Annotated in this window: 25 protein-coding genes, 1 tRNA gene and 1 pseudogene; 15 read left to right on the top strand and 12 right to left on the bottom strand. The window is 60.4% G+C overall.

Translation table 11 applies throughout. The features are described from left to right. The first annotated feature begins 217 nt into the window (after window positions 1–217). Window positions 218–904: a hypothetical protein gene (locus CPI83_RS08875; RefSeq protein ID WP_060939524.1), complete on the top strand. Its 687-nt coding sequence runs from the start codon at window positions 218–220 to the stop codon at window positions 902–904. Between the two features lie 280 nt (window positions 905–1,184). On the opposite strand, the gene CPI83_RS08870 is transcribed toward CPI83_RS08875, so the two are convergent. After that, a complete protein-coding gene (locus CPI83_RS08870) occupies window positions 1,185–1,505 on the bottom strand; it encodes a helix-turn-helix domain-containing protein (RefSeq protein WP_232816892.1) in 321 nt (106 codons plus the stop codon). A gap of 121 nt (window positions 1,506–1,626) precedes the next feature. Here CPI83_RS08870 and CPI83_RS08865 point away from each other — a divergent pair, with 121 nt between their 5' ends. Together CPI83_RS08865 and CPI83_RS08860 are read left to right on the top strand one after the other, a co-directional pair. Beyond that, a complete protein-coding gene (locus CPI83_RS08865) occupies window positions 1,627–2,280 on the top strand; it encodes a DUF2510 domain-containing protein (protein WP_097387105.1) in 654 nt (217 codons plus the stop codon). 156 nt (window positions 2,281–2,436) lie between these two features. Beyond that, window positions 2,437–3,261, top strand: coding sequence for a hypothetical protein (locus CPI83_RS08860; protein ID WP_232816891.1), 825 nt, complete (start codon window positions 2,437–2,439; stop codon window positions 3,259–3,261). On the opposite strand, the gene CPI83_RS08855 is transcribed toward CPI83_RS08860, so the two are convergent. Both CPI83_RS08855 and CPI83_RS08850 read right to left on the bottom strand, forming a co-directional pair. Continuing rightward, window positions 3,258–3,722 (bottom strand): DUF488 domain-containing protein, encoded by a 465-nt coding sequence (locus tag CPI83_RS08855; RefSeq protein ID WP_097387104.1) that lies wholly within the window; start codon window positions 3,720–3,722, stop codon window positions 3,258–3,260. The two genes, CPI83_RS08860 and CPI83_RS08855, sit on opposite strands and share 4 nt — an antisense overlap. Window positions 3,723–3,805: 83 nt before the next feature. After that, on the bottom strand, window positions 3,806–4,780 hold the full coding sequence (locus CPI83_RS08850; RefSeq protein ID WP_232816890.1) for a recombinase zinc beta ribbon domain-containing protein: 975 nt from the start codon (window positions 4,778–4,780) through the stop codon (window positions 3,806–3,808). Between CPI83_RS08850 and CPI83_RS08845 the strand changes: the two are divergent. Beyond that, window positions 4,770–4,979 (top strand): annotated as a pseudogene (locus tag CPI83_RS08845) (tyrosine-type recombinase/integrase); the annotation flags it as partial. The gene CPI83_RS08850 and the pseudogene CPI83_RS08845 overlap by 11 nt on opposite strands. A gap of 60 nt (window positions 4,980–5,039) precedes the next feature. On the opposite strand, the gene CPI83_RS08840 reads toward CPI83_RS08845, so the two are convergent. From CPI83_RS08840 to CPI83_RS08815, 6 genes are all read right to left on the bottom strand, one after another. Continuing rightward, a tRNA-Leu gene (locus tag CPI83_RS08840) sits at window positions 5,040–5,113 on the bottom strand. Between the two features lie 34 nt (window positions 5,114–5,147). Further along, window positions 5,148–6,113: a Ppx/GppA phosphatase family protein gene (locus CPI83_RS08835; RefSeq protein WP_097387102.1), complete on the bottom strand. Its 966-nt coding sequence runs from the start codon at window positions 6,111–6,113 to the stop codon at window positions 5,148–5,150. Then, window positions 6,110–6,655 carry a DUF501 domain-containing protein gene (locus CPI83_RS08830; RefSeq protein WP_020908542.1) on the bottom strand — a complete coding sequence of 182 codons (546 nt, stop codon included), beginning with the start codon at window positions 6,653–6,655 and terminating at the stop codon, window positions 6,110–6,112. The genes CPI83_RS08835 and CPI83_RS08830 overlap by 4 nt, the downstream gene beginning before the upstream one ends. Then, a complete protein-coding gene (locus tag CPI83_RS08825; protein WP_232816889.1) occupies window positions 6,652–7,383 on the bottom strand; it encodes a septum formation initiator family protein in 732 nt (243 codons plus the stop codon). The genes CPI83_RS08830 and CPI83_RS08825 overlap by 4 nt, the downstream gene beginning before the upstream one ends. Window positions 7,384–7,403: 20 nt before the next feature. Next, window positions 7,404–8,690, bottom strand: coding sequence for a phosphopyruvate hydratase (gene eno / locus CPI83_RS08820; RefSeq protein WP_019744628.1), 1,287 nt, complete (start codon window positions 8,688–8,690; stop codon window positions 7,404–7,406). 214 nt (window positions 8,691–8,904) lie between these two features. Continuing rightward, the gene (locus CPI83_RS08815; protein WP_031333703.1) at window positions 8,905–9,717 is read right to left on the bottom strand and encodes a lytic murein transglycosylase; all 813 of its coding nucleotides are present in this window, start codon (window positions 9,715–9,717) and stop codon (window positions 8,905–8,907) included. Between the two features lie 140 nt (window positions 9,718–9,857). Here CPI83_RS08815 and efeU point away from each other — a divergent pair, with 140 nt between their 5' ends. The 3 genes from efeU to efeB are packed head-to-tail and all read left to right on the top strand — an operon-like array spanning window position 9,858 to window position 13,186. Further along, window positions 9,858–10,760, top strand: a complete 903-nt coding sequence (gene efeU, locus CPI83_RS08810; RefSeq protein ID WP_021345071.1) for an iron uptake transporter permease EfeU — start codon at window positions 9,858–9,860, stop codon at window positions 10,758–10,760. A gap of 14 nt (window positions 10,761–10,774) precedes the next feature. Beyond that, window positions 10,775–11,905: an iron uptake system protein EfeO gene (efeO, locus tag CPI83_RS08805; RefSeq protein ID WP_019744631.1), complete on the top strand. Its 1,131-nt coding sequence runs from the start codon at window positions 10,775–10,777 to the stop codon at window positions 11,903–11,905. After that, entirely contained in the window at window positions 11,906–13,186 is a 1,281-nt protein-coding gene (efeB, locus tag CPI83_RS08800) for an iron uptake transporter deferrochelatase/peroxidase subunit (protein ID WP_097387100.1), read from the top strand. Here efeB and CPI83_RS08795 read toward each other — a convergent pair. Then, window positions 13,159–14,295 carry a glycosyltransferase gene (locus tag CPI83_RS08795; RefSeq protein ID WP_019744633.1) on the bottom strand — a complete coding sequence of 379 codons (1,137 nt, stop codon included), beginning with the start codon at window positions 14,293–14,295 and terminating at the stop codon, window positions 13,159–13,161. The two genes, efeB and CPI83_RS08795, sit on opposite strands and share 28 nt — an antisense overlap. A 116-nt stretch (window positions 14,296–14,411) precedes the next feature. On the opposite strand from CPI83_RS08795, the gene CPI83_RS08790 reads away from it, so the two are divergent. From CPI83_RS08790 to CPI83_RS08765, 7 genes are all read left to right on the top strand, one after another. Beyond that, window positions 14,412–16,178: an alpha/beta fold hydrolase gene (locus CPI83_RS08790; protein ID WP_232816928.1), complete on the top strand. Its 1,767-nt coding sequence runs from the start codon at window positions 14,412–14,414 to the stop codon at window positions 16,176–16,178. Window positions 16,179–16,189: 11 nt separating this feature from the next. Beyond that, entirely contained in the window at window positions 16,190–17,596 is a 1,407-nt protein-coding gene (locus CPI83_RS31180) for an O-antigen ligase family protein (RefSeq protein WP_228117961.1), read from the top strand. After that, window positions 17,524–18,546 carry a glycosyltransferase family 1 protein gene (locus tag CPI83_RS08785; protein WP_229756551.1) on the top strand — a complete coding sequence of 341 codons (1,023 nt, stop codon included), beginning with the start codon at window positions 17,524–17,526 and terminating at the stop codon, window positions 18,544–18,546. Before CPI83_RS31180 ends, CPI83_RS08785 begins: the two co-directional genes overlap by 73 nt. Before the next feature lie 7 nt (window positions 18,547–18,553). Then, the gene (locus tag CPI83_RS08780) at window positions 18,554–20,143 is read left to right on the top strand and encodes a flippase (RefSeq protein WP_097388146.1); all 1,590 of its coding nucleotides are present in this window, start codon (window positions 18,554–18,556) and stop codon (window positions 20,141–20,143) included. Then, window positions 20,140–21,228, top strand: a complete 1,089-nt coding sequence (locus CPI83_RS08775; RefSeq protein WP_232816888.1) for a glycosyltransferase family 4 protein — start codon at window positions 20,140–20,142, stop codon at window positions 21,226–21,228. The genes CPI83_RS08780 and CPI83_RS08775 overlap by 4 nt, the downstream gene beginning before the upstream one ends. Continuing rightward, complete coding sequence (locus tag CPI83_RS08770) at window positions 21,221–22,306, top strand: beta-xylosidase (protein ID WP_097387099.1); 1,086 nt, start codon at window positions 21,221–21,223, stop codon at window positions 22,304–22,306. The genes CPI83_RS08775 and CPI83_RS08770 overlap by 8 nt, the downstream gene beginning before the upstream one ends. A 421-nt stretch (window positions 22,307–22,727) precedes the next feature. Beyond that, entirely contained in the window at window positions 22,728–23,624 is an 897-nt protein-coding gene (locus CPI83_RS08765; protein ID WP_229756550.1) for a cellulase family glycosylhydrolase, read from the top strand. Window positions 23,625–23,639: 15 nt separating this feature from the next. On the opposite strand, the gene CPI83_RS08760 is transcribed toward CPI83_RS08765, so the two are convergent. Both CPI83_RS08760 and CPI83_RS08755 read right to left on the bottom strand, forming a co-directional pair. After that, complete coding sequence (locus tag CPI83_RS08760) at window positions 23,640–25,403, bottom strand: hypothetical protein (RefSeq protein WP_157920615.1); 1,764 nt, start codon at window positions 25,401–25,403, stop codon at window positions 23,640–23,642. Between the two features lie 92 nt (window positions 25,404–25,495). Beyond that, the gene (locus CPI83_RS08755) at window positions 25,496–25,912 is read right to left on the bottom strand and encodes a hypothetical protein (RefSeq protein ID WP_097387097.1); all 417 of its coding nucleotides are present in this window, start codon (window positions 25,910–25,912) and stop codon (window positions 25,496–25,498) included. 414 nt (window positions 25,913–26,326) lie between these two features. Here CPI83_RS08755 and CPI83_RS08750 point away from each other — a divergent pair, with 414 nt between their 5' ends. Further along, window positions 26,327–26,848: a YdcF family protein gene (locus CPI83_RS08750; RefSeq protein WP_020970286.1), complete on the top strand. Its 522-nt coding sequence runs from the start codon at window positions 26,327–26,329 to the stop codon at window positions 26,846–26,848. The last annotated feature ends 60 nt before the right edge of the window (window positions 26,849–26,908 follow it).

Here is a 26,908-nt window from a genome sequence, read left to right as displayed (position 1 = left end):
TCGGTTAGCCGCATCTCCACATTTTCGCACACATGTTCGATACCTTGGTACTGCACACTGCAAATTCGATTGCACCGGCCGCTTCCGGTCAGCCCGAGCGCAACTATCCCTTCTGTCACTTCGGTCTGCTTTAATACGAAGGCTTTGTCGGGGGTTTACCAATGTCCGAAGTTGTCGAGTTTCTGCGAGCACACGCAGGCGAACACGGGGTTGAACTATGGGTTTCTTCAAGAAGGCGGCTGTGACTGCTCTAGCGGTCGCTGCAGTCGGAGCATCAACAGGGATCGCATCAGCTGATCCGTCGACCGACGTGAACTACGAAGCGAAGATCGTCGACAAGTCGATCGTCACCACTATCGACGCCGGGCTGTTCAAGGTATCCGGCGACGGCCACTCCGTCGTCTTGCAGGACAGCAAGGGAGCCGACCTTGTTTCCCTGCCTCTCGCATACAACCTCGGGGATCTGCAGTTCCCCTTCGATCGCACGATCAGTGAAGACGGTAAGACCCTCACACTGACACCGATCACCGATTCGGCGAAGGCAACACCTCGACCCGAGAGTGCGCCTGCGGCAAAGGAATGGACTCCGGTAGCTTCGCCCGAGGAGAATGATCGGGCGATTGCGCACTTCCAGAGTCAGCTCGGTCTCGGCACTCAGGTCGGCAGCTTGCTCGGCACCATCGTCGGTGCCGGAATCGGTTGCGCTGTCGGTGCTCCACTGGGCTTGACCATCGTCGGACTCCCCGTCGCTGCGGCACTGTGCCTGGGTGGCCTCGCAACAGGAGCCGGAATCGGCGGTGTCGCCGGAACGATCCTCGGTGGCGGCGGCGCGGCTGTCGTAGCCGGCATCGACCTCGTCAACACACTGAATGCGCCTGCAGGGACGACTGTCTGGGCCCAGTAGCCACTTGGTGAGCAGTCGTTGCTCCACGAAAAACCCCGCCCGTCCGTATGAGGACGAGCGGGGTTTTCCGATTCAATGTGCAGGCGGATCTACTTGGTGCCCCCAGTCGGACTCGAACCGTTGTGGACATGCAGGTCAGAGGAAAATCTGTTATGCACCTTGCCTTTTCCTGCCTGGACTTACCTCAACTCGACTGCCCTTACCGCAACGGTGTGGGCAAAATGTGGGCAGAGACCACTGAGTCACAGTTGGGTTGATGCGACCAACTCCAGTGATGCCTTCAGCGATCGCGGTCAAACTGCTCATGCTCGTTGATGTAGCGCCACAGTTCGACAGTCGACACTTTCCTGCCCCGACCAATATGAACGCATTTCAATTTGCCGTCTCGCCATAGCTCTCGAACGGTTGTCTGGTCCACACCAAGGAACTCGCCAGCTTGAACAGCAGTGAGTAGACGCGGAGATATGGCGTCACGATCTACCGGCTCGGCGACGTCCGCCGGTCTGCTCAACGCCGATGTGTCATTCGCTAGGCGCGCGAAGATCATGCGGAGACCATCGACGACAGCCGGCGAAATAACAATCGGTTCAGTTTTGGCCATACACCGATTGAATCGCAGCAGGGAGACCGGAGCTTTTCCACGTGCACCTTCACTCGTGTCCGGACTGTCTGGTATGTATTGCTGACACTTCCCCAGCACGGGGCCGAGCAAGGACGCGACGATGAACTCACAGCCCGGCTGGTACCCAGACCCGCAAATCCAAGGCATTCAGCGCTACTGGAACGGACTGCAGTGGTCAGACGCCACACGGCCAACCCCCATGCCTGTATCCCCTGTTGTGACCCATAAGAAGAGCGTCGCTGCCTCAAATATCAAAGCAGTAGTCATCATCGGGCTTATCGTCGTCGCCACATTGATCGTCGCTGCGGTCGTAAACGATGCACTGAACCCTCGCCAGGCAGAGCAACAACAGCAACAACAAGCCATCAGTACGCGCGACGACCTTCAATCAGATCAGACCATTCTCGATGCCTCGACCTACGACGAGATCACACAACGTGATTTCGAAATGATCTTGAAAGACGTCTCAGCTCAGTCAGGACGACGCATCATTCTGTACGGATCAATCCGCCAGTTTGATTCTGCAACCGGACCTGACCGATTTCTAGCGGATGTTGGTACATCTGCGTTGGGCGTAGGTAATTTCGAATCTGCTCACTTGATCGGCAATTCGGCCACACTGAAACCGTTCGTCAAGGATGACAGAGTGAAGATGCATGTCGTGGTCGATGGCGAGTATTCATACACCTCGACCGCGGACTTCAAATTGACTGTCCCTCAGTTCCAGGTTGGCATCATCGAACTCGCCGAGTAGCTGCCACACCGCGTTGGCCCCACCGTTTGGTGGGGCCTTCGTTGTGTTTGAGACCGGTAAGTATGGTTCGGGTGATGCTGGCCGGTTGCGGCATGCGATGATTCCCGAATCCTAAAGATCAGTTCCACGCGGGATTCAAGGAGAGGCTTTCAAGGCATGACGAAAATGGGCTTCGAACGTGCAGAAGTGCTGGTAACGGTCAAGACTTACCCGAGCCCGTCAAGCTCATATGAGGAAACTGTCTGTGTTGCCGGGGTTCGCATTGATCGCGAAAGTCCGTCATGGATTCGGCTCTACCCAATTCGCTTTCGCGGAGCTGACGCCGAGCGGACATTCAAGAAGTACCAGCGAATCGCCGTCGATGTGAAGAAGCACGACAAAGATCCCAGAGTGGAGTCGCACCGACCCGATCAGGACAGCGTTCAAATTCTTGGACAGATCGGGACGGAGAAGGGCAGTTGGACTTCCCGCGAAAACCTTATGGGGAAGCTCATTGGCCAGCGAACAACCTGCGAGCTCATCGCTGACAACAGGTCTGTCAAGATGAGCGAGCCTTCGGAATCTCTCGGTCTGATCAAACCCAACATTCAAGGGGTCTCAGTTGAGCCCGGCACCGACTGGTCTAGCGATCAACTTGAGAAGATCGAGCGAGCCAGTCAAGACACACTCTTCGGGCCTGGATTGGCCCCGCTTGAACCCGCGCCATACATCGTCAAGTACAACTACCGCTGCCAGACCCTAGGATGCCCGGGACACAACCCGAAGGTCCTCGATTGGGAACTCGGCCAGGCAGGACGACGGTGGCGCAGAGAACATGGCGACAAGCGGGCGCGCGAGATGGTTCGACAAAAGTGGGAAGACGAAATGTGCGATCAATCTCGCGATACACACTTCTACATCGGAAACCAGGCTAGATATCGACACAGTTTTTCCATCTTGGGCACCTGGTATCCCAAGCAATCGCCTGACACGTTGTTCTAAACGTGGAACACCTCGACGTTAGGTGAGACGACTTTGACTTGCTCTGCAACTAGGTCCCGATGACACGTGGAATGATCTCGCTCGAAGCATAGCAACGCAACCACGCCCCCATCGAGAAGCTCAACCACATGAGCCAGGGCGTCAGTCGCTGCATCAGACCCGAGCACCTCCCGGAACCGCTTTCGACTCTCTGAAGTGCCACTGCGAAAGCCGTCGCGATTATCCTTCGGATTCCCAAGGGCTCGATGATGCACGTACTCGATGCCCTCTGCCCTTAGTGCCTCTGCGAGTTTGGTTTTCGACAAACCGGGTTTGCGCGACAATGGCGTCAGGCGGACATCAACAAGAACTTGAACGCGCTCAAGTTTCAGCCGCTGAACGAGATCGTCCACGCTCCGGCCCTCGTATCCCACACTGACCAGCGCCGATGTCACTACCTTTTTCGCCACTATGCAACCCATCCCTCAGATATCTCACAACCAGGTCCTCGCGACCACGCCAACCCAAACCGAACCTTAGCACCTTCAACCGAAGAGCTTAAAAATCATGCAGGGCAATGGATTACGCGAGTCCGCCGCTCACTGTGTTTTCCAGACGTAGTCGACGCGGTGGGGGTCGAGTCCGTCGCGGCCTCGCCGGTCGGTGGGTTTGACGGTGAGGTGGTCGACGACGATCGACACGACATCGCGGCGCCCGCTTCCTCCCACCACTTCACGATGTCCTCCGCTGACGGTTCCGGGAGGTCGATGAGGACTTCCCGTTGAGCCATCTTCAGTTCGGTTGCGGCGATGTTCGCTCGTACGCGGTCGGTGCCGGCGCGCATGGTTTCGCGGTCGATGAGTCCGTCGGCGAAGTCCTCCCCCAGCGCGGTGAACCGGGCGTTGAGTTCGGCGACGCGGGTTTCGCCTTCCTCGCGGGAGCCGAGTTCGTTGATCGACTTCGTCAACGCTTTCCGGTACTTCGGGGACGACAACCGCGCGAGGACCCGCTCGATGACGTCCGCCTCGAGCAGTTCAGCTTGGACGGACACGATGGAGGGGCAGTCGCTGCTGCGGGTGGAGCAGGCGTAGACGGTGGGGCGGCCGACGGTGGATGCCGCGTACATGGGTCTGCCGCAGCCTCCACACCTGGCGAGCCCGCCGCCGAGGAGTGCGACTTGGGTGCGGTCGCCGGTGTACTTCGCTCGCTCCGGTTCGAGGAGCAGTTCGCATAGCCGCTTGTATGTTCGGGGCTGCAGGATCGGCGGGATGGTGGTGGCGACGAGTTTCTCGCCGCTCTGCTTCTTCCCGATCATGCGGGGGTTGGTGAGTGCTCGTTTGATGGTGATCGGTTTCCACGCTTTGCCGGAGACGGTGGAGATGCCTTCGGTTTCGAGGTGGTCGACGAGTCCGCGGAGTGAGCCGCCGTCGAGCCATGATTCCTGGCTCAGTGGAGCTGTTGCTCGATGCCAAAAGAGGGCTGCTGCCGCACGTGAAGCCGAGGGCAAAAACCCGACGACTCCTCCATTTCCTCGCGTCACCGCGCACGACCTCCGGCATACGGCCGCTTCCTTGGCGATCTCCGCCGGCGCGAACGTGAAGGCAGTCCAGAAGATGCTTGGGCACAAGAGTGCAGCCATGACTCTCGACGTCTACGCCGACCTTTTCGACGACGACCTGAATGCAGTCGCTGCGAAGTTGGATTCAGTTGTGGGCAAATTGTGGGCAGAGACTGCGTAAGCGTTCGAACTAGATGTTGAAAAATGCCTCTGACCTGCATGTTCGAATATCCAATTCTTGTGCCCCCAGTCGGACTCGAACCGACACTCGACGGATTTTAAGTCCGTTGCCTCTGCCAATTGGGCTATGGGGGCCTTGACGCACCCGACTGGTCGGGTGCGTCGGGAATCAGACTATCGGGTGGGTCGGAGCTATCGACATCGCGATGCCGTCGAGGATGTCGTGTTCGCTGACAACCAGTTCGGTGATCCCGGCTTTGGCTTCGAATGTCTGAGCCAGCACCGTGGTGATGATCGCTCCGCCGCCGATGACGTCCACCCGCCCCGGATGCATCGGGCCGAAGGCGGCGCGATCAACCCGAGGCATGGCGGTAAGTCGCTCGCACACCTCGAAAAGTTGCTTGAACGGAATCCTCGACAGGTGCACCTTCTCGGCGTCGTACTCCGGAAGTTCCTGAGCAATCGCGGCCAGCGTCGTCATGGTTCCAGCGACACCCACCCAGGTGTGAGCCTTCTCGACGGGCACGGCCTCGAATGCCTCGGCCAATTTCGCGGTCGCAAAAGCCGTCGCCTCGGAAACCTGCTCTGCCGTAGGCGGATCCGACGGTAGGCATCGCTCAGTGACGCGCACACAGCCGATGTCGGTGGAGTACGCAGCCTGGACGCCTGACGCGTCGCCGAGGACAACTTCGGTGGACCCGCCGCCGAGATCGACTACCACGAAGGGGCCCTCGGAGGGATCAAGTTCTCCCACAGCACCACCGAACGAGAGTCGCGCCTCTTCGTCGCCGGTGATCACCTCCGCTCCGGATCCGGGAATCACCGCACCGAGCACGTCCCGCGTCATCGTGAAGAAGTCTTCCCGATTCGCAGCGTCGCGAGTAGCCGACGTCGCGACCATTCGAACGGCGGTTGCTCCGGCATCGGCGATCATCGACGCGTACTCGACCAGCGCGACCCGGGTGCGTTCGATGGCCTCGGGCGCGAATGTCCCTGTCGCATCAACACCTTGACCCAGTCGCACGACGCGCATCTCGCGCCGGACATCCACCAGACGGCCGTCGGCGCCGACGTCGGCGATCAGCAGTCGAATGGAGTTGGTACCGCAATCGACTGCGGCAACACGGCGAGTCACCGGTCGGCGGTGTCGGCGTCGTCGATGCCAGGCCAGTCCGCGGGAATTGCAGTTCCGCGGAGCTTTCCGTGGCCGGCCAAGGCAACGGACTCGTCACCGAGCGGATTGACGCCGGGACCCTTGGCAAGCGAATGCGCCATCAGCACGTGCAAGCACTTGACGCGATCCGGCATCCCGCCACCGGCAAAGTCGGTTCCGAGAGATTCGATCGCGTCCCGCTCGGCAAGGTACGACTCGTATGCCCGTCGGTAGGCCGCGGCAAGTTCCGGATCCTGGGTCAGGCGTTCAGTCATTTCACGCATGACACCGGCGGATTCCTGACGGCTCGCTTCGGCAGTCAGTCGCGGGTCGGTGAGGTAGTACAGCGTCGGGAACGGTGTTCCGTCCGGAAGTTTGGGGGCAGTCTTGACGACGCCGGGCTGACCGTCCGGGCTGCGGTACGCGATCTCGATCACTCCGCGTGGCTCACGGCCCAATTGAGCGGCAACGGCGTCGAGATCCGCTTGTGAAACCTGTGGGGAATTTTCGGACGTGTTGCTCACCCGGTGGGTACTCCTTGTTCTTCTGGCTCTATCGGCGCCAACGGCATCGGGGCCGGTGTCGTCGTCTCGGGAACCACTGGCGGTTCCGAAATCGTTTGCCACAGATCGCGATACCACGGACCTGTCAGCGGTGTTTCCTTTTCCTGCTTCTTCTCGGGTTCCTTGTAGTCGCCGGGAAGCTGAACCTGAAACGGGGTCTCGCCCGGTTTGACGTACCGAAGGCGTTCTCGTGCAAGAGCTTCGATGTACGCAGGGTCGTCGAAGCGCGCGTTCTGGCCCTGCAGCTTTCGCAGTTCTTCCTCGAGCACCTGACGTTCGGCCGCCACCTGCGCGGCATCCGAACGCTGGCTGATGTACGTACGCAGCGGCACTGCCAGTGTCAGCGCCAGCATGAGCACAACCATCGCGAGCACAACGGCCCGACTGGTGGACAAGCCGAAAATGGTGTTGTCCGACTTCGGAAGCCGAGACCAGAACTTGTTGGTTCCGCTCTTCCCCCGGGCCGACCTCGACCCACTCGCCGACGCTTTCTCGGCGGAGACCCCCGGTTGCGCGGGGTCTGTCACAGCGGAATCAACTGCTGCCGGATCTACCGAAGATGCCGGTTCCGACGCGCGTGGGCGTCGAGCGCTGTCACGACGCGCACGCGACGGTGTGTCCCCACGACGGGAACCACGACCCCCCGGACTTCCGCCGGGGGATCGTGGCTTACCGCGCTGTGCAGACACTACTGAATCTTAGATTTCCGTCAGGCCTCGAAAGCGAAGCGCGGGAACGCAACCTCGCCGGCGTAACGTGCTGCGTCGCCGAGGTTCTCCTCGATACGCAGCAGCTGGTTGTACTTGGCAACGCGCTCGCTGCGGGCCGGAGCACCGGTCTTGATCTGACCGCTGCCGACGGCAACCGCGAGGTCGGCGATGGTGGTGTCCTCGGTCTCGCCGGAACGGTGGCTCATCATCGTCTTGTAGCCGTTGCGGTGAGCGAGATCGACGGCGTCGAGGGTCTCGGTCAGAGTGCCGATCTGGTTGACCTTCACCAGGAGTGCGTTTGCCGCACCCTTGACGATGCCTTCTTCGAGGCGCTCGGGGTTGGTGACGAAGAGGTCGTCGCCGACGAGCTGGACCTTGTTGCCGATCTGATCGGTGAGTGCAACCCAGCCGTCCCAGTCGTCTTCGTCGAGCGGATCCTCGATGGAAACGAGCGGGTAGGCGTCGATGAGCTCGGCGTAGAACGCCGCCATCTCGGCCGCGGTGCGGTTCTTGCCCTCGAACTTGTAGCCGGTGCCGTCGGTGTAGAACTCGGTGGCGGCGACGTCGAGAGCGAGCGCGACGTCGGTGCCCAGCTTGAGGCCGGTCTTGTTCACGGCGATCGTGATGAGGTCGAGTGCTTCCTTGGTGCCCGCGACGTCGGGAGCGAATCCGCCTTCGTCACCGAGACCGGTGGAGAGGCCCTTCTCCTTGAGGACCGACTTCAGGGAGTGGTAGACCTCGGCACCCCAGCGCAGCGATTCCTTGAAGCTCGGTGCGCCGATGGGAGCAACCATGAACTCCTGGACGTCGACACCGGTGTCTGCGTGCGCGCCACCGTTGAGGATGTTCATCATCGGGACAGGGAGAACGTGAGCGTTGGGGCCACCGACGTAGCGGAACAGCTCGAGGCCCGAGGACTCGGCAGCGGCGCGAGCCACGGCAAGCGAGGCACCGAGCAGAGCGTTTGCGCCCAGACGCGACTTGTCCGGGGTGCCGTCTGCGTCGAGCAGCGCCTGGTCGACCGTGCGCTGCTCGGTTGCGTCGATACCGATGATGGCCGGAGCGATCTCGCCGAGCACAGCCTCCACGGCCTTCTCGACGCCCTTTCCGCCGTAGCGTGCGCCACCGTCGCGCAGTTCGACGGCTTCGTGCTCACCGGTGGAAGCACCGGACGGCACCGCAGCCCTGGCGAAACTTCCGTCTTCGAGCAGAACCTCGACCTCAACCGTGGGGTTGCCACGTGAATCAAGGATCTCGCGAGCTCCGACCTGCTCAATACTGGCCACTGTGTGGTTCTCCTTCGAATGGGCTTCGCATTGGGGCACGCTCTGCGTGCTTGACACTTGGGCTCCGACCCCTCCGGTCGAAAGAGGACCACGATCGCGGCTGGGCCTCTGCAGTGCCAGCACCTCTGTAGTGCCAGCACACAGCCTAACCGCACGGGCCGAAGGCTTCTTTATCGACGCGCGGTCACGGTCCCGACCTGCGGATCGATCACCGTCAGTCCGGCCGTACCCCGACTGAATACGCCGACGCGCGATCACGAACCAGCGCGAGATAGTCGCCCGAGAGGTTGTACGCCATGAGCGCCTGCTGCCACCCGGCAGCGGCAGTGAGGTCTCCCCCGCGTGCACACAGGTAGCGGGCGGCGGTGAGGGCAGCGTCGTCGATGTTGTCCGGGTCCACCCGGCCGTCGCCGTTGGCGTCGACTCCCCATTTGAGCCACGTCTCAGGGATGAACTGCATGGGCCCCATCGCACGGTCGTGCACTGGATCGCCGTCCATCGCCCCGCCGTCGGTGTCGGGGATCTCGGCAACTCCCGGGCCACCGTCCAGAGGGATTCCCCGAATGGTCGGGGCGACCTGGCCGAACGCATCGACCGACGAACCGTCGTAGGTCCCGTGTCGGCTCTCGACGCTGCCGATACCGGCCAATGTCGTCCACCCGATTCCGCAGCTGGGAAGCGTCTCGGCCATGACCGCAGCGGCGTACCCGTACGCCTCGAGTGCCGTCGTCCCGATCCCGATGTCGTCCGACAATCCCGCGGCCCAGTCGGCGAGTTGATCGGCACTGCGGCCGGGGGCATTGATGTCGATCGGCGGCGTCGGAGAGCCGGTACCTGGGGGGATGCCCTCCGGAATGGCTACTTTCGGTTCGTTCGATCCACACGCCACGATGCCTGCGCCCAGCAAGGCTGTTCCGGCAGCTACTGCGGCTACGACTCTCGAGAGACGCCGGGGACTTCTGCGGGCTGCGGGAGTTCGGTACACCCTTCCATCATCCACATGCGAGCGAAGTACTCCCGAACCCATTGGTAAAGAACAGCAAAAGTACAGGTCAGGGCGTGGTTCACCACCGATTGTGGAGTATCTTCTTCTGAGTTAAGGCTGGCCTAGCCTCATAAGTTCGTCAGAAGCTGTCGCACTCACTCAGTCAGGAGTCGCCCGTGCCCGTGTCGGTACTCGCTGCCGCGAGCACACCATCAGTTGCCACCCAGTTATTCGGCAGTGGCCTGATCGGTCTGCGCGAAGGCCTCGAAGCGGGCATCGTGGTGATGATTCTCGCTGCCTACCTCGTGAAAGCTCAGCGCAGGGATGCACTCAAATGGGTGTGGCTCGGCGTCGCGATCGCCGTCGCAATGGTGGCGATCATCTTTTTCGCGATCCACTACGGAACGTCGACGGTCGACGGCCTGACCGCAGAGATCATCGCGGGCGTTGCCTCCCTGGTCGCCGTCGTCATCGTCACGATCATGGTCCTGTGGATGCGCACGGCCGCGAAGAACATTTCCGGCGATCTGAAAGCGGGGATGGAGAAGGCGTTGATCGCCGGCCCCGTCGCCATCTTGTCGCTGTCGTTCTTCGCGGTCGGTCGTGAAGGCGTCGAGACAGCGTTGCTCATGGTCGGTTACGCCGAGAACACCGCAGGCAGCTCCTGGCCGTTGGTCGGACTGCTCCTCGGAATTCTCCTGGCCGCCGTCTTGACCGTCGCCATGTACTTCGGCGCCCTCCGGCTCAACCTGACGACGTTCTTCCGGTACACGGCGATCTTCCTCATCGTCGTAGCCGCCGGAATCCTCTCGTACGGTGTTCGCGCTCTACAGACCGGAAATGTGCTTCCGGGCGGTTCGAATCTCGCGTTCAACCTGACGCCCGGCTACGACCCGTCGACCTGGTACGGCACCGTCCTCGCCGGAATCTTCAACTTCCGCCCGGATCCGACGGTCCTGCAAGCCGTCGCGTGGGTCGTCTACCTCGTAGTCGTCCTAGCGCTCTTCCTGCGTCCCCTTCCGTCGAAGCCAACCGAGCCGACGGCCCCGCCGGCGCACGACACACACGTTCCCGAAAAATCCTGAGAGGCATTGCCGACATGCGTAAATCCACCCTCGTACTGGCCACGGCTGCGGTACTTCCCTTCTCCCTCGCCGCGTGCACCGAGAAGACGACGGCGAGCGACGGCGACATCGTCGTCACGGCCACCGACGATTCGTGTGACGTCAGTGCCACCACCGGGACCACTGGCAGTTCGACGTTCCAGGTGACGAACAACGGCTCGAAGGTCACCGAGTTCTACGTCTTCGCCGAGGGTGATCGAGCGATGGGCGAAGTCGAGAACATCGGCCCCGGCCTTACCCGGCAGCTGATCGTCTCTCTCCCCGAGGCTGCGACCTATCAACTCGCGTGCAAGCCGGGCATGGTCGGAACCGGCATCCGCCAGGACTTCGTCGTCACGGGCGATTCGCAGGCGGCCACCGACGAGAGCGGACAACTCGCCGAAGCTGCCGACGGCTACCGGCGGTACATCCGCAGCCAGATCGTCGCGCTGCAGGACACCGCAGCTCAGTTCGTCGCCGCCGTCCAGTCCGGCAACGTCGACCAGGCGAAGGCACTGTTCCCGATCGCACGTACCTACTACGAGCGCATCGAGCCCGAAGCCGAGAGCTTCGGCGAACTCGATCCCAAGCTTGACCTGCGCGAAGCGGACCTGGAGCCCGGTCAGGTCTGGACGGGATTCCACCGCCTCGAGAAGGATTTGTGGGTTACCGGACTTCAGCCGGATACCAACGCGGTCGCCGATCAACTGCTCGAAGACATTCAGTATCTTGCCGATCAGGTGAACGCCGAGGACTACACGATCGATCCAACCAAGATCGCCGGCGACGCCCAAGGACTGCTCGACGAGATCTCGACCTCCAAGATCACCGGAGAAGAAGACATCTTCTCGCACACCGACCTGTGGGACTTCCAGGCCAACGTCGACGGCTCACAAGCGGCGATCGCGGCACTGAACCCGATTCTGCAGGAACGTAATCCCGAGCTCGCCCAGCGCATCGCGGACCGCTTCGCCGACCTCGACGCCGCTCTGGCGCAGTTCCGCGTCGGCGACGGATTCGTGTACTACGACACCGTCACCGAGGCGCAGCGTCAGGAACTCTCGCGTAAAATCGATGCTCTGTCCGCCGAGGTCAGCCAGGTCCAGGAAGTAGTCGCGGGACAGTAGATGACTGATTCACCAGAAGGCACACCCGCTGCGGAAAACGCAGCACCGCATGCGGTCTCACGGCGCCGACTGTTCGGCGCCGTGGGGGCCGGCGCCGTCCTGGCCGGTGCCGGTGCCGTCATCGGGCGGGTGACCGCCGACGAGAATTCCGGCACCGATCACGCAGACGTGGTGGCTTTCCGCGGCGAGCATCAAGCAGGCATCACGACGCCGGCCCAGGATCGCATGCACTTCGTCGCTTTCGATGTGACGACGAAGTCGCGCGACGAACTGATCACGCTGCTGCAGACGTGGACGGCGATGGCCGAACGAATGACAGCGGGTCAGGAAGCAACCGAGGACGGAGCGACCGGCGACGGTCCGTACGCGCCACCGAGCGATACCGGTGAGGCACTCGATCTCGCGCCGTCGCAACTCACCCTGACCATCGGATTCGGACCGTCACTTTTCGACGACCGTTTCGGGCTCGCAGACAAGAAACCTGCTGCCCTGCTCGATCTCCCCCACTTCCGCGCGGACAACCTCGATCCGAATCGCAGCGGGGGCGACATCGCCATCCAAGCGTGCGCCAACGATCCCCAGGTTGCCGTCCATGCGATCCGCAATCTCGCGCGAGTCGCTTTCGGGACCGCGTCGGTCAAGTGGTCACAACTCGGGTTCGGGCGAACGTCCTCGACCTCGACGACGCAGGCGACACCACGAAATCTGTTCGGGTTCAAGGACGGAACAGCCAACATCAAGGCGGAAGATCCAAACGCACTCGCCCAGCACGTCTGGGTTGATCCCACTGACGATCAGGCCTGGATGGCAGGCGGCTCATTCCTCGTCGCCAGACGAATCCGCATGCTGATCGAGCAGTGGGATCGCGCAGTACTCAAGGAACAGGAAGCTGTCATCGGCCGCTCCAAACGCAGCGGAGCGCCACTCGGCGGCAAAGACGAGTTCGACGAACTCGATCTCGATTCCAAAATGGGCCACGACTTCGTCATCGCGGAGGATTCACACGTGCGCCTGGCCTCTGCCGAGGAACTCGGTGGGATTCAGATCTTGCGCCGCGGATACAACTTCACCGACGGCTCCGACGGCTTCGGTCACCTGGACGCGGGACTGTTCTTCGTTGCGTACTGCCGGAATCCGGTCGAGCAGTTTGTTCCGATGCAGCAAAACCTTTCACGACACGATGCGCTGAACGAATACATCCAACACGTCGGTTCTGCCGTCTTCGCGTGCCCCGGCGGTCTCGCCGACGGACACTACTGGGGCGAAACACTGTTCGCGTAGCCGAACACCGGAACACCGGTCCAGGTTGCGATCTCGGAACGAAATCTGCGCACGGAGTACTTCTCGTACGAGCGTGCACCATTCACATCCACCGCGGCGACATCTCGGATGCACTCGGCCACCGATTCCCAACTGTCGTCGTGGAAATGGAGTCCGTCGACACCAGGTGTCACGGTTTCCGAAGCTCCACCAATGCTGTTCGTAATCACGCGCGCACCCGCAGCCATCGCCTCCACCGGCATGATTCCGAAGTCTTCGATCGCCGGAAAGACGTATGCGAGTGCCTGCTGATACAGCGCAAAAAGCAACGCATCCGAGGGGCGACGAACAATTCGAACGGGAACCGACGCAGAGTCAGCCATCGCGCGGAGCCGATCCTCTTCCGGGCCCGACCCTGCGATGACAGCAGCCGTCCCGGCCCGCTCGGCTGCCCGGATCACCCAGTCCAAACGCTTGTACGGAATGAACCTCGAGGCACCGAGAACGAATGGTGAGGGCAAACTGGATAGTAGCTGAAGTTCGTTTTCGCTCAAACGGGACCGCCAATCCTCGACGGCAGAGATCCGGTCGACGTCCACCGGGGGGTGGATGACCCGTGACTGCACGCCCCAGGCACGCTCAACCCGTCGACTGACGAACTCGCTGTTCGCTGCGAACGAGGCCCCCTCCGACGCTCTCTTGCGGTCAATTTTGCGCAGAATGGGTGATCCCAGCCTCGCGAGTGGCGAGTTTCCACGCTCGTCCAGTTCGGGGTTCCACACGTACCTGGCGGGGGTGTGCACGTAGACGAATTTCCGGAATCGCGCAGACTGCCCCCTGAATGTTGCGTGATGGGCAAACACGTGGGAGCTGATCAGCGCGAAGTCGTAGTCGCGGTTCTCCAACCCTCGCCAGGTAAACGGCATGACAGGCAATGAGAGCGCTTTGCTACGACGCAATGGCGTTGCAGCGAGCGCACTTTCGTTGACATCGGTTGTCGAGTAACGCCCGGGAGCATCGTTCCACAGACAATACAGGTCAGCGTCCGGATAGCAGTTGACGAACTCGTCCAGCACCTTCTCTGCGCCGCCCGAACGCTCTATCCATTCATGGACGAGTACACCTGACATTTTCGGACTCCTATGCGCTTTTTTGGCGCTCCACAAACCTAGAGATTGCCGGATCGGCACCAAACAGACTACTGGTATGTTTACTAGCAACATACAGGCAACCGATCTTGACCGGAGTGATCACCATCGAGACTCAACTGGCCACGTGGTTCGGGTCGGCAGACAGGCCGTTGCTCGGATTCGTTCACGTGCCCTCTTCAGGAACTGTCCGAGAAGCCGTGGTCATGTGTCCCCCGCTGGGCAAGGAGCACATCGACACCTATCGCGGCATGCGACTTCTCGGCGAAAAACTCGCGGCACAGGGTATGGCAGCTTTTCGTTTCGAGTACGCGGGAGTCGGCGACTCGGCCGGCGCCGAAGACGATCCTGACGCTCTCACCCTCTGGCTGAAGAGCATCGTCAGCGCTGTGGACTATGTCCGACGAGCGGGCGCGGAATCCGTCAGTATCGTCGGACTGAGAGTTGGGGCCCTCCTGGCAGCGTCGGCATTGCAGGAGTGCGGAGCCGTCAACTCGATAGTCCTGTGGGACCCAATTCTGACCGGCCGCAACTACCTCAGGGAACAACGTGCGTTCTATGCGATCAGCGTCGGAGAGGACGATCCCGCCGACTCACGTGTGTCGATCATGGGTGGCGTGCTGGCACCCGAATGCGCCGACCAACTGTCACGTCTCCGCATCACCGGACCATTTCTCGGACGTCCACGCACCCTTCTGGCCGTGAAGTCTTCGGTACTGGACAGCAGGGCTGTCGCCGGGCTCGCAGCAACTCTTGATCCCGAGATGATGATCTTGGAGAACCACGACGCGTTCACGTCGCCTCCCAGTTTCTACGTCGACATCCCCTACACACACATCAGCGAAATCGCACAGTGGTTGGATCGCCACGCGCCCACGAGTTCCTCCGCGTTCACTCCCGCGATCACCACCACAGCTCGCGTCGCGATCACCGAAGTCGGCGAGGAGGTGTTCGAGACGTTGGAACGATTCGGTGCTCAGGAGCTCTTCGCGATCCGCACGCATCCCGCAACTTCTCCCGAATCCGAGGCAGGCAACATATCGACCACCGATGCGCCTCCCGAGCGCGGACTACTGTTCTTCACTACGGCAATCGAGCATCGAGTCGGGCCTGGCCGCTCGTGGGTGACCATCGCTCGTGAGGCCGCGGCTCTCTCGGTCACGAGTCTCCGATTCGACCGACGAGGGGTCGGCGACTCGGGTCCGATCGACGCCGACAATCCGACGTCGGTCTATTCACACGCGGCAGACGAGGACGCACGCACTGCCGTTGCCGCACTCGGCGCAGATCCGAGAAACCTCGTGATGACCGGATTGTGTTCTGGGGCATGGACCTCAGCGTCCATGGCGCTCGAGATGGGTGCGAGATCGACAATACTCGTGAACATGATTCTGTGGTCGGTGAGGCGCAAGAAGTCCCTGATGGATGCTGTCTTGCCGGAGGCTCCTCGAATCGATCCAGGTGCCGAAACCACGAAACTTCCCCTCCGCGGACGGGTGAAAGGCGTACTGCAGTCCCGTCTCCCCTATTCAGCGTGGAAGCTACTGGGAATCAGAGGAATCACGCAGGTTCCTGAGGTAATGCTGGAGGCACTCTGCAAGCGTGGGGTGGATACCACCGTCATCCTCTCCCCCGCGGACGCCGCATGGTTCAATCAGCAACGCGGACCCGAAGGCGTTGCCCGGATGACTCACCGAGGACAAACGTTCGACGCGATCATGCCACCGGTCGGCGATCACCCGTCCTACCATCGTGACCTCCGAAATATCGTGCAAACAAAGACGATTTCTTCGATAGCGAAAGCATTCGGAATTGCGACGGCTCCCCGGGCACACACGGCGAATGCGAACCGGTTCATCGCGTGAACACATCATTCATGATTGTTGCTGCAATCTTCGCAGTACCCATCGTCGTTGCGATCTACCAGCGACCACAACGCGGCTTGCTGCTTGTTGCACTGTTCGCTCCGCTCCACGGTCTGTTGGCGATCATTCCCGGCGGGACATCGATGGCCGGTTGGAAGGAGGGGTTGCTCCTGCTCACGTTTGGATGCACCTTCGTCAGCCCCAATCGCCTTCGGGTAGAGCGCCCCTCGATGCCTTGGTGGCCTGCTGCCGCAGCCTGGGTAGCATTCGGTTCCGCGTCAGCACTGCTTCTGTCCGGTATCGCCGGGGTGACATCGATAAAGATCACCTACTTCTACATCTTGATACCCGTCATTCTCTGGCGCGCACCGTTCTCGCGGGACGACCGAGATCATCTCGTGTCCGTCTTGATGGGCATGGGGATATTGACAGCAGTCATCGGACTCCTTCAGCAAGCAGTAGGGCCTGCATACCTGGTGGATCTCGGGTACAGCTACACCGAGCAGATTCGAATCACCGGCTCGATCTTGCGAAGCTTCAGCACTTTCACCGGTCCGTTTGCGTTCGGCCTCTTCGTGATGCTGAGTTTGATCGTCGGCATTTCGGTCGCTCTCGCAGATCCGAAAAGGCTGCGCAACATTATCTTTCTGGCCGCAACTCCGATCATGGTCGTAGGCATGGGAGTCTCGATTGTGCGGGCCAGCTACATCGGGTTGGCTGTCGGGCTTCTCTGGATCGCCGTATACAAGTATCGGTCTATCTTGATGTTGTTCGGCGCGGCTGCCGCTGCCGTTCCCTTTGTACTTCTGTTGGCACCACCATCAATCGTCAAACCACTGTTCTCGTCGTACAGTCTCGAAGAACGCGGTAGCGGATGGTCGTCGACAATCAGCTCGCTGTTCGTGCATCCGCTCGGGCAAGGTTTGGGCGCAACAGGATCCGCGGCAGCAAAGGCTGCGGAAGCAGCGCAACCGATGCTCAACACGATGACGATCAAGGCCGCGACAACACTTGGGCTGATCCCCTATCAGCCCGACAACTACTACATGAAAGTCGCGGTCGAGCTCGGACCGATCGGTTTGTGGATTTTTGTCCTGGTCCTCATATCTTCCGGAGTGTCCGCGCTGAGGGCATCGCGGTTGCTTCCTGGCTCGGACGGCGCTTTGGCTCTCGGTGTCAGCGCCTCGATCGTCGCGGCCGCGGTCGCTTCTGTCGTCTCGACATATTTCGAGATATTTCCCCTCGACCTCTACTTTTGGCTACTGATTGGAACCGTGGGATGCGCACTGACTCAACACCACTCGGAGAAAGAAGCGATATCCGGTCACGAATCACCCTCGGAGCCATGGCACTCCGACCTGGTGGGGGCGGCGTCCAAACCTATGCACGCGAACTACTCCGAGAACTCTCCCCACTGATCAGCGAATCGACGAACCTCAGCGCAACAGTGCAAATCGACGCTGTCGATGAGATTCCAACCGGAGTGCGCGCCGTGACGCGCCCTGTCGCCTCCGGAGCACGCAGAGCAGCGTGGGCGATGGTGCCGGTCGCGGGCAGCGACTTGTTCCACAGCCTCGACGTCGACCTCCCGATCGGGCAAGGCGGCCTGAAGATCTCGACGTTTCACGACATGTCGGTATTCGACGTTCCGTGGGCCTTCAGTCGATATCGAGCAGCTGGCGAACGCCGACTCCTGTCCGCAGCGCTACGCAAGGCCGACGTCGTCATTGCAGTATCGGACTTCACCGCCGAACGAATATTCGCACTGAGCGGTCGGCATGCCGTTGTCACGCCGCTGGCACCCGCATCCTGGGCCACGATCCCCACCGAAGCTGCAGTGACCGAAGTTCGGCGGCGATTGAAACTACCGGAGCGATTCGTGCTGCAGGTCGGAACGATCGAACCTCGAAAAGATGTCGCTCTGGTCGCCGAAGCGTGCACGGAGCTGTCGATTCCTTTTCTGCTGGCGGGCTCCGGCTCGACGGGCCCCGACGCGCCCCGTTCCGCCCGAGGATTGGGTTACGTCGCGACAGAAGACCTTCCGGCACTCTATTCCGCCGCAACTGCTGTCGCTTACTCCTCCCACTACGAGGGGTTCGGTCTGCCGCCACTCGAAGCCATGGCGTGCGGCGCGGCAGTGGTTGCGAGTGCGGTCGGAGCACTGACCGAATTCGCCGACAACGCCGCCGTGCTTGTCCGCAAGCACGACAAGGCTTCCTGGTTGGCCGCTCTTCGCTCAGTCGTCCTGGACGACGATGTCAACACCGCACTCCGTATATCTGCGCCACGTGTCGCGGCCCGATCGACGTGGACCCGAACAGCCGAATACACGGTTGACGCGTACCGCATTGCAGGGCTGAGCGTGTGAGTTGCTCATGACGAATCGCAATTCGACGGGCACCGAGCCCGTATCGCCGCGAGAGTTCGCCGAATTGCGCCAGGCCGCTATCGACAAGTTCGAGAAGGAACGTCGCGAGCGAGAGACGAAAATCCACGGGCCGGCCGCTCCGGATTTGACTGCGAACGATGCACGCCGAAGCACTGCGATCATGCTCGGAAGCCGGATCGCAGTGGCAGCGATGGGGTGGACCGGCTCGGTTCTGATCGCGCGTTCGATCAGCCCTGACGAATTCGGTCAGTTCTCCCTCATCTTCGGATTGCTCGGATTGTTGTCCGTCGTCACCGATCTCGGCGTCGGCCGAGTGGTGCTCGCGAAGTTGGTCGAGTGCAATCCGTGGGAAGTTTCGCTGGTCACCACCGCGTTCATATCCCTACGGGTCGCCCTTGGTCTTTTCGGATACATCGTCGCGGTGGGTTATGTCTGGATTCTCCGCTACCCCGCAGAAGTGGTCGAAGCAACGGCGGTCGCTGGTTTGGTCGTTGTCGTTGCCACTCCCAGCCATGCACTTTCCGTCATGTACCAGAGCCGCCTGCGCATGACGTATGTCGCAATCGCCGAGGGCGTCGGGCAACTCGCCCAGCTTGTCGCGACCATCGTCGCGGTTTTGTGGCAGCCGATCCTCCTCGTTCTCGTCATCCCTGCGGTCATCAACGAAGTGGTCGCGGCCGTCGTGAAAGTGCGCGGTGTCCGAAAGGGCGTCGCCGGGCCAAGGCCGTCGTCACGAGCGCAGTTTCGTAGGTGGCGGGAAATGCTGATCGAAGCAATCCCTTTGAGCATCGGCTTCGCTTTGGTCACGCTTCTGTCCAAAGTGGATGTGCTGCTCTTGGGCAAGCTCGATACTTTCGATTCGGTCGGCTTGTACACCATCGGGTACAAATTCGCGGACCTTCTGCAAATCGTCGCAATCACCGTAGTCACCCCGGTAACAACACTTCTCGTGTCATATTGGCCCGACAGCGTGGGAGTGTTCCGCGAACGAAGCCGCGAAACATTCATCGTCCTGACAGTTCTCGGGAGCGCATCGATCGCCGCGTTCTGGCCTGCTGCCACCGGAGTGCTCACCTTTCTGTACGGAGAGCGGTTCGCAATTGCAGGGACCTCGACGCGACTGTTGGTGCTTGGCGCATGCTTCTCGATGCTCACCCAGTTGGGGTTGATGATCCTGGTTGCGAGCGGCCGGCATCGAATATATCCGTGGATTGCATTGGGCGGCTTACTCTTCAATATCGTGGTCAACATCGTGTTGATTCCTCGAATGTCATTCAACGGAGCGGCAGTTGCGACCGTATCGACCGAACTGCTTCTTTTCGTTGCAATTTGGATTGTAGTGCGGCAAAGTCTGCCGGTTCACAGAATGTTTCCGATGCTCCCGCTCGGAGCGGCCGTCGCCCTCTGCGCGGTGGTCACAGTGGCAGGAACGATCTGCGTCGAAAGGTTGAGCGTGCCATGGCCAGTCGTTTCGGTTCTCGCTCCACTTGGGACAGTCGGAATCTATGCACTTGTATCGCTCGCGGGCGGGAAGTCGCCACTCGCAATGGTAAAACCCGACAGGGAAGTAAAATGACACGAACGATCATTTTCGTCAGCCACACTGGAGAGATCTCCGGCGCCGAACTGGTCATGCTCCAACTGATGCGTTTGGCACACGAGCAGGGTTTCACGGTAACGTTGGCTTGTCCGGAAGGGCCGCTGAGGGATCGCGCACGCGCGTCAGTCGACTTCGAAACGGTCACGCTACCAACCCTGTCGCTCAGAGGCGAAGGGGGTCTGGCACGCGTCCTGGCGATTCTCGAAGTTGCAAAGAATTGGCGAATTGCCGGGCGCATCATTGCGTCTCGGGCTCAGTCGGCCAGCTCGACCGTGATAGTCAACTCACTGTTCGCATTGCCGGTGATCAGGCTCGGCCGCGTACCGCAACGTGCAACGTGGCTTGTCCACGACACTCTCTCGAGCACAAAACAACGAATCGTCGTACGGATTGCAAAACCCGGGATCCGACGAGCAGTCGCCGTCTCCGGACCGACCTCGCTTCCTGTTCTTTCGCTGGGAATTCCCACCTCGGTGTCACGACTTGGTGTTGTAGTTCCCCCTGAGGTAACGGAAGTTCGATCACCGGCACGCCGAGTTGTCGGAATCATCGGGTCACTGACGCCGTGGAAAGGCCACTTGGTGTTGATGGATGCCATCGCCCGCACAGTAGACGTCCAACTCGAAATCGCCGGACTTCCGTTCCCGGGCGATGAAATGTACGCACAAGTACTACGTGAACGCGCACAGCAGTCGGATCTGGCGGGTCGCGTCACATTTCTCGGATATGTCGATTCACTGGCAACTATCAAACGATGGGACATCGCGATTTCTGCGAGCATCTCTCCCGAAGCCGGCCCACTCGTGGCACTCGAAGCAATGAGCATCGGAGTGCCAGTCGTCGGAACAGATCTCGGCGGCACCAGTGAGCTACTGGGGGACGGCGCCGGATCGCTCGTCGAGCCATCTGATTCAGTAGAACTCGCAGCCGAGATAACGAGACTGTTGGAGGACGGGAGTGCACGATCCGAATTGTCACGCATCGGCCGGCGGAAGGTAGAGGACCGATATGACATCCAGAAGAATCTTCCGGCTCTGCTGAAGGAGCTCATCGATGGCTAAGGCACGTCGAGTCGCCGCAGTCGCAGTGGTCTTGTTGATTGTCGGATTGGTAGTCCATTCTTCGATTACCGCAACGGGCGAACCTTGCGCAGTTCAACCTTCGTCAGACAATACTGGCATCGCACTTGGTTCCGGCTATACCGCAATGAGTGACGCCGAAACGGATCGAACGGTGGAAGCTATTCGATCATCGGGTTCGCACTGGGTCAGATTCGACATCGACTGGTCCGCCATCGAAAGTACCGAGGGCGCCTTCGACTGGTCCGGAACCGATCGCCTCGTGGACATCGCGAAATCTTCCGGACTCGAGATTCTGGGTCTCATCACCTACACGCCTGCCTGGGCAAGAGATCCGGCAGCGACGAGTCCTGACACGCATACCCGTCCGGCCGACCCGGACGAGTTCGGTAGGTTCGCGGCGCTTGCCGCTGCCCGCTACTCGAATTCCATTTCGTCATGGGAGATCTGGAACGAGCCCAATCTCCAAACATTCTTCAATCCGACGCCGGATCCTGAGTATTACTCGAAGCTGCTCGCCGCATCGAGCGTAGCAATCGAGGCAGTGCAACCGGGCGCAACAATTGTCTCCGGTGGCTTGTCCCCCGCAACTGACAACGGCACTGACATAAGCCCCACGACGTTCCTCGCGAACATCTACGAATATGGAGCTGGACAACACTTCGACGTTGTCGGAATGCATCCGTACACCTACCCGGCACTGCCCTCGGACCCGTTGACTCGAAACTGGAACTCTTTCTATCGAATGCGGCTGATGCACGACACAATGGTTGCAAACGGCGACTCGACCAAATCTATTTGGGCGACCGAATTCGGGGCACCAACAGGAACTGGTCTCGACGCTGTGACCGAGTCGATGCAAGCCGAGATACTGCGTGACGGATTCAACGAAGCACGTAGCCTCGGGTTCGTTCAGAAGGTCTTCGTTTACAGTCTCCAGGACCGCGGCTCCGATCCCGGTGATCGCGAACAAAACTTTGGCCTTCTGAATCTCGACTTCGAACCGAAGCCCGCTATGGCCGTGTTGCAAGATGCAAACGAAACTGGAGGATGCCTCTGAACTATTGATCATTTTCGACCACAGTCACCGAGAAAATCGGACAATACCAACCGGCGCATTTCGCAGTAGCACCCAACCGGACGGAAGTACTGCAGAACCGACTTCGAGACTGGTGCCAAGTGACCCAATTCATGCAATTCTTTGATTTGTCGGATTGGTCATCTAGTTCGGCTTCCAACTTGTCTGTCCCGCACCGGTTTCGAGTCACTGTGGAAAGAAGGTGGTCGACGTGAGTCGACTTCGATTGTCCCTCGCCTGCGCCCTGTTGACTGTCGGGTCATTGAGCGCGTGTACACCGAGTCCAGTTCCAACAACAACCCCAACCCCGAACTCGACGTGCAGTTCCGTTGGTTTAGGGATCGCCGCGGGCGCACCACTCAACGGCCTCTCTCAGAATGATCTCGATGCAGAACTGACCGCAATGAAGAATGCCGGCGCGACCTGGCTCAGGTTCGACGTCGATTGGTCCGCCGTCGAACCAACCAAGGGCCAACAGAATTGGAGCGCAACCGACCGCGTCGTCGATCGAGCACGTCTCCAAGGATTGAGCGTCTTGGGAATCATTACGTACACGCCGGCTTGGGCTCGCGTCGCCGGGGTCAACGATACCCACGGGTATCCATCCGATCCGGCCGCGTTTGCCAAGTTTGCACAACAAGCAGCACAACGGTACTCGACCAGAATCAGCACTTGGGAGATTTGGAACGAACCGAACCTGACACAATTCTTCCGCCCCAAGCCGAATGTGAACACCTACACTGCACTCCTGAAAGCCGCATCTGAAAGTATCCGTGCGGTACAACCGGGTGCAAAGATTCTCAACGGCGGTTTGGCACCGGCCGTCGACAACGGATCCGACATCTCACCGGTCACATATCTCAAGGGTATGTACGCGGCAGGAGCAAAGTCTTCATTCGATGTCTTTTCGATCCATCCGTACAGTTGGCCTGCGCTACCTTCGGATTCGTCCACCCAGAATTGGAACACTTTCTACAGGATCCGACTGATGCGAGAATCGATGGTGCAGAACGGGGACAGCGGAAAGAAAGTCTGGGCAACCGAATTCGGAGCTCCGACAGGTACAGGCCCGACCGCCGTCAGCCCGCAATTACAGGCCAACATCATCTCGGATGGATTCGCGCAAGCAAAGGTGCTCGGTTACATCGAGCGCATTTTCATCTACAGCATGCGTGATCGCGGAACCAACACTTCGGATATCGAACAGAACTTCGGTCTGGTCACGATCAATTACACTCCGAAACCCGCACTCGCAGCGGTGAAACAGGCAGTTGGAGGGTGCAGCACACCCAAGATCTAGTGAAAGCCCGGTCCTTCAGGATTCCGACTGTCCGTCTGCTGAATCCGAACGTATAAGGCTCACGCGAGTTCTTTGCCTCCTCTTTCGAATTTCCGCTATATCTTTGGAGGTCAACATAATTCGTTCGGTCGAGGCTTCGGAGTCGATGCTGTCGGCTTCCCCGGACGCCTTGACACCAATTGCATCATTGCTGGTCGACTCCGCTCCGGAAATTTCCACTGCGGACGCCTCGACTCCGGCGCCCTCGACATCAACAGCCTGCACGATCTGCGGCTCTTCGAGCTCGACCCCTGCGCTCGGCTTGGGCGTAGTCTTCGGCAGGTTCTTCTTCGCAATACTGACCGTTTTCGCATCCACCAGGCTGGCGCGATCTCTCCTCGAATCCAGGGCGGAAGTATCCATTCCGTAGGGCACGGCAACGGAAGGCTCGTTCAGCCGCGGCGCACCGGACTTCACCCAGGCGCTGTCGGACGGGGTCTGTGAGTTCGTGGCCGAGTTGGTCGGCTCGGCCGTCAGTTTCACTGAACTTGCGGGCCTGCGTCTGCGACGCAGCACCGCGAGGGTAAGTACGTCGAGGAGAGGCTCGGGAGCAGACGGACCCACGAGTACCAGTGTTCGCGCAACATCGACTTCGGCCAAAGCCCTGAGGCATTCGACGATCTCCCGTTGGTTGGCGTGCTGTGCGGAGACAACAACCAGGGCAAACCCGGTTCCATTGGAGTCAAATCGGCTCCACCAGTCCGACTTCAGCGAATATCGGGAGACCCCGGATCGCACGTGCGCAGGAACATCCCATGATGTCGAGGGGACGCCGTCACCCGAAAGCACCAGGACATGATCACCGAGACTTGCACGCTGGCATATCGTCAGCGCGAGGTTCGGTGGAAACTCAGCGGCTTCGGAGTGCTGCAGGAGTAGTGAGGCTCCGTATTTCCGGGCCGTTCGACGTGCCCACGCGTCGGTCACTCGCGAACTGAATCGACCCCGGCAGGCAGAGAGGATTTCGGCAGCGAGAATGAGGACCACCAAGAACGCAACCGCCGACTCGACGAGCGGCTTCGGTGCAACCGGCAGACCCGTTCCCGCGGGGGCGGAAAGCAACTGCAGTCGGTCGGAACCGGATACGGTCGATCTCAACTGGCGCAACTGCTCCAGCCTCGCGTCGAGATCCGCCTTGATAGTCGGATCGTCGGCGGGCGTCTCGTATTCGTCCAAGCTTTCTCGCCGCGCTGCGTCCAAGTCCCCGTTCAATCGAGCGATGTCGTCGGTGAGAACTCGGGTACGACGATCCAGCGTGTCTGCATTGCGTCGCGCCTGCGCGTCGCTCAAGGTGGCGACGACTATTCGTGCCAGCGCGTCCGCGTCAGCCTGACTGAAGGCAGTCGCCTTGACGAATACCAATGCCGGAGAAGTACCCGGCGTCACCGAGATGTGGCTCGAGACATCCGCTGTCGTCCACCCGTTATTCAACTGGCCGTGGATGGCGGCAACCACATCGCTATCGGTGGCCAGTGCGACATAGGGGGCAACCAACTGGCCGAGGTTCGCGTCCGTCACGACGATTTGAGAGGCAGACTGAACCTCCGCGACGATGTCGGATTGATACACCGGTGTCGCGCTTCCCCGCACAGCGTAGACAATCCCACCGACGAGCAATGCGATGACAAGAGCGGGGAAGAACACTCTTGCAAGGTTTCGTGCATGCCTCACCAGGTCGAAAGTGGGCGGAACGCCGAGTTCGCGACGTATCGCCGCATCCCTGGTACTCGAATCTGCCATCTTGAGTACCCCCGACTGGATCGCGCGTTGAAGCGTAGCTGAAAGAAACCAAAAGTTTGCCGAACGCACACAAACATACCTGACGGCTGATGTCAGCTACCAAGTAGCCATCGCGGTCGCGACCACATCTGCCAGTACTCGACGATTTCGGCTCCGCTCGCGTCGTACAGAGCATTGCCGGCAGCGCTGGCGAGACCACATACGGCGCCGTCGCCGACAGCCTCGAATGCGGCTGCCGACACTTGCCGAAGGACCCGCAACCCATGTCCACGCCGCTGTCCTTGCGCCCTGGTGCCGGCCGCCCACACAGTGCTGATGGGCTTACCGAAGGACAGCATCGCTGCGGTCTGCAGCGTGTCGAGTTCGAACAGGCCGACGACTGAACGCTCACTTGGTCGGTCGGGGGCCGCCTCCGGATACACCAGAGTCGCAGATTCGCGATCGATACCGAAAACATCCTCCGCAAGTTGTCGTGCTGAACGCAGGTCGCCATCTTCCAGGATCCGCACCGCGGCATCCGGCGCTGACGGAGAATTCGGTAGCGCGCAGCGAACTCGAACCTACGCACACCCACCCTGCGTCCGCGAGGACGGTCGCGGCATCCAGACCCGCCCCGGCGAGCATGACAACGGTGCGCAGTCGCTCTGCGAGCACTCGTTCCACAACGGCGACCGTGTTTTTCCGCACATCACCCCCATGGACCAATGCAAGGTTGTAGCTGGGATCGGGTGCACCCGTGAGAGCGATCCACCAACCGTCGTCAGCGAGATACACACCGGTCTCAGGTACGAGTCCAGACATGTTCTGCCCATAGGCATCCCGTAAGGCGGTCAACCCCGCCACCGTCCGAAGTGGTTGCCATCCGATCATCGTCGTCTCCTGGGTCCAGGTATTGTGGGGCCATCAAACAGATCAAATCGGCCTTGAAGATTGCGGGCATACCTCTATCACTCCTCGCCCTTGGTGCGGCAGCGGGTTGGCCCGTCTTCGTCTCACCCAAGATCGATGCACCACGAAGTGCTGACGCTATCGTTGTCCTCGGCGGAGCACACGACGGACGCGAGGAGGTCGGAATCCAACTGATGAAAGACGGTTACGCACCACGCCTGATCTTCTCGAATCCTTACGGCGACAACGACAAGAAGATGCGGTCGATCTGCGAGGGTACGTTCGACTTCCCTGTCGACTGTTTCGTCCCCTCACCGTCCACCACCGAGGGCGAGGGGTTCGAAATCGAGAGAATGGCCAATGCCAACGGATGGAAGACTGTCATCGTCGTGACGTTCGTTCCTCATATCTCGCGGGCGCGGCACATCATTTCGCAGTGTTATCAAGGAGAACTGGTCATGGTCGCAAGCCGTCCGGAACTCTCGATCGGGACGTGGGCATTCAACTACGTTTACCAAACTGCCGGCTACGTCAAGAATCTGTTCTCGCATTGTTGAGCTCGACAGCTGACAGGAGGGTGCCCGGCGCGGATATCCGCGCCGGCACCAACCGCGTAG

Source organism: Rhodococcus sp. H-CA8f, from assembly GCF_002501585.1.
Taxonomy (GTDB): domain Bacteria; phylum Actinomycetota; class Actinomycetes; order Mycobacteriales; family Mycobacteriaceae; genus Rhodococcus_F; species Rhodococcus_F erythropolis.
Note: the sequence above shows the minus strand (reverse complement) of the source record. Positions and strands in the feature narration are given on the sequence as shown.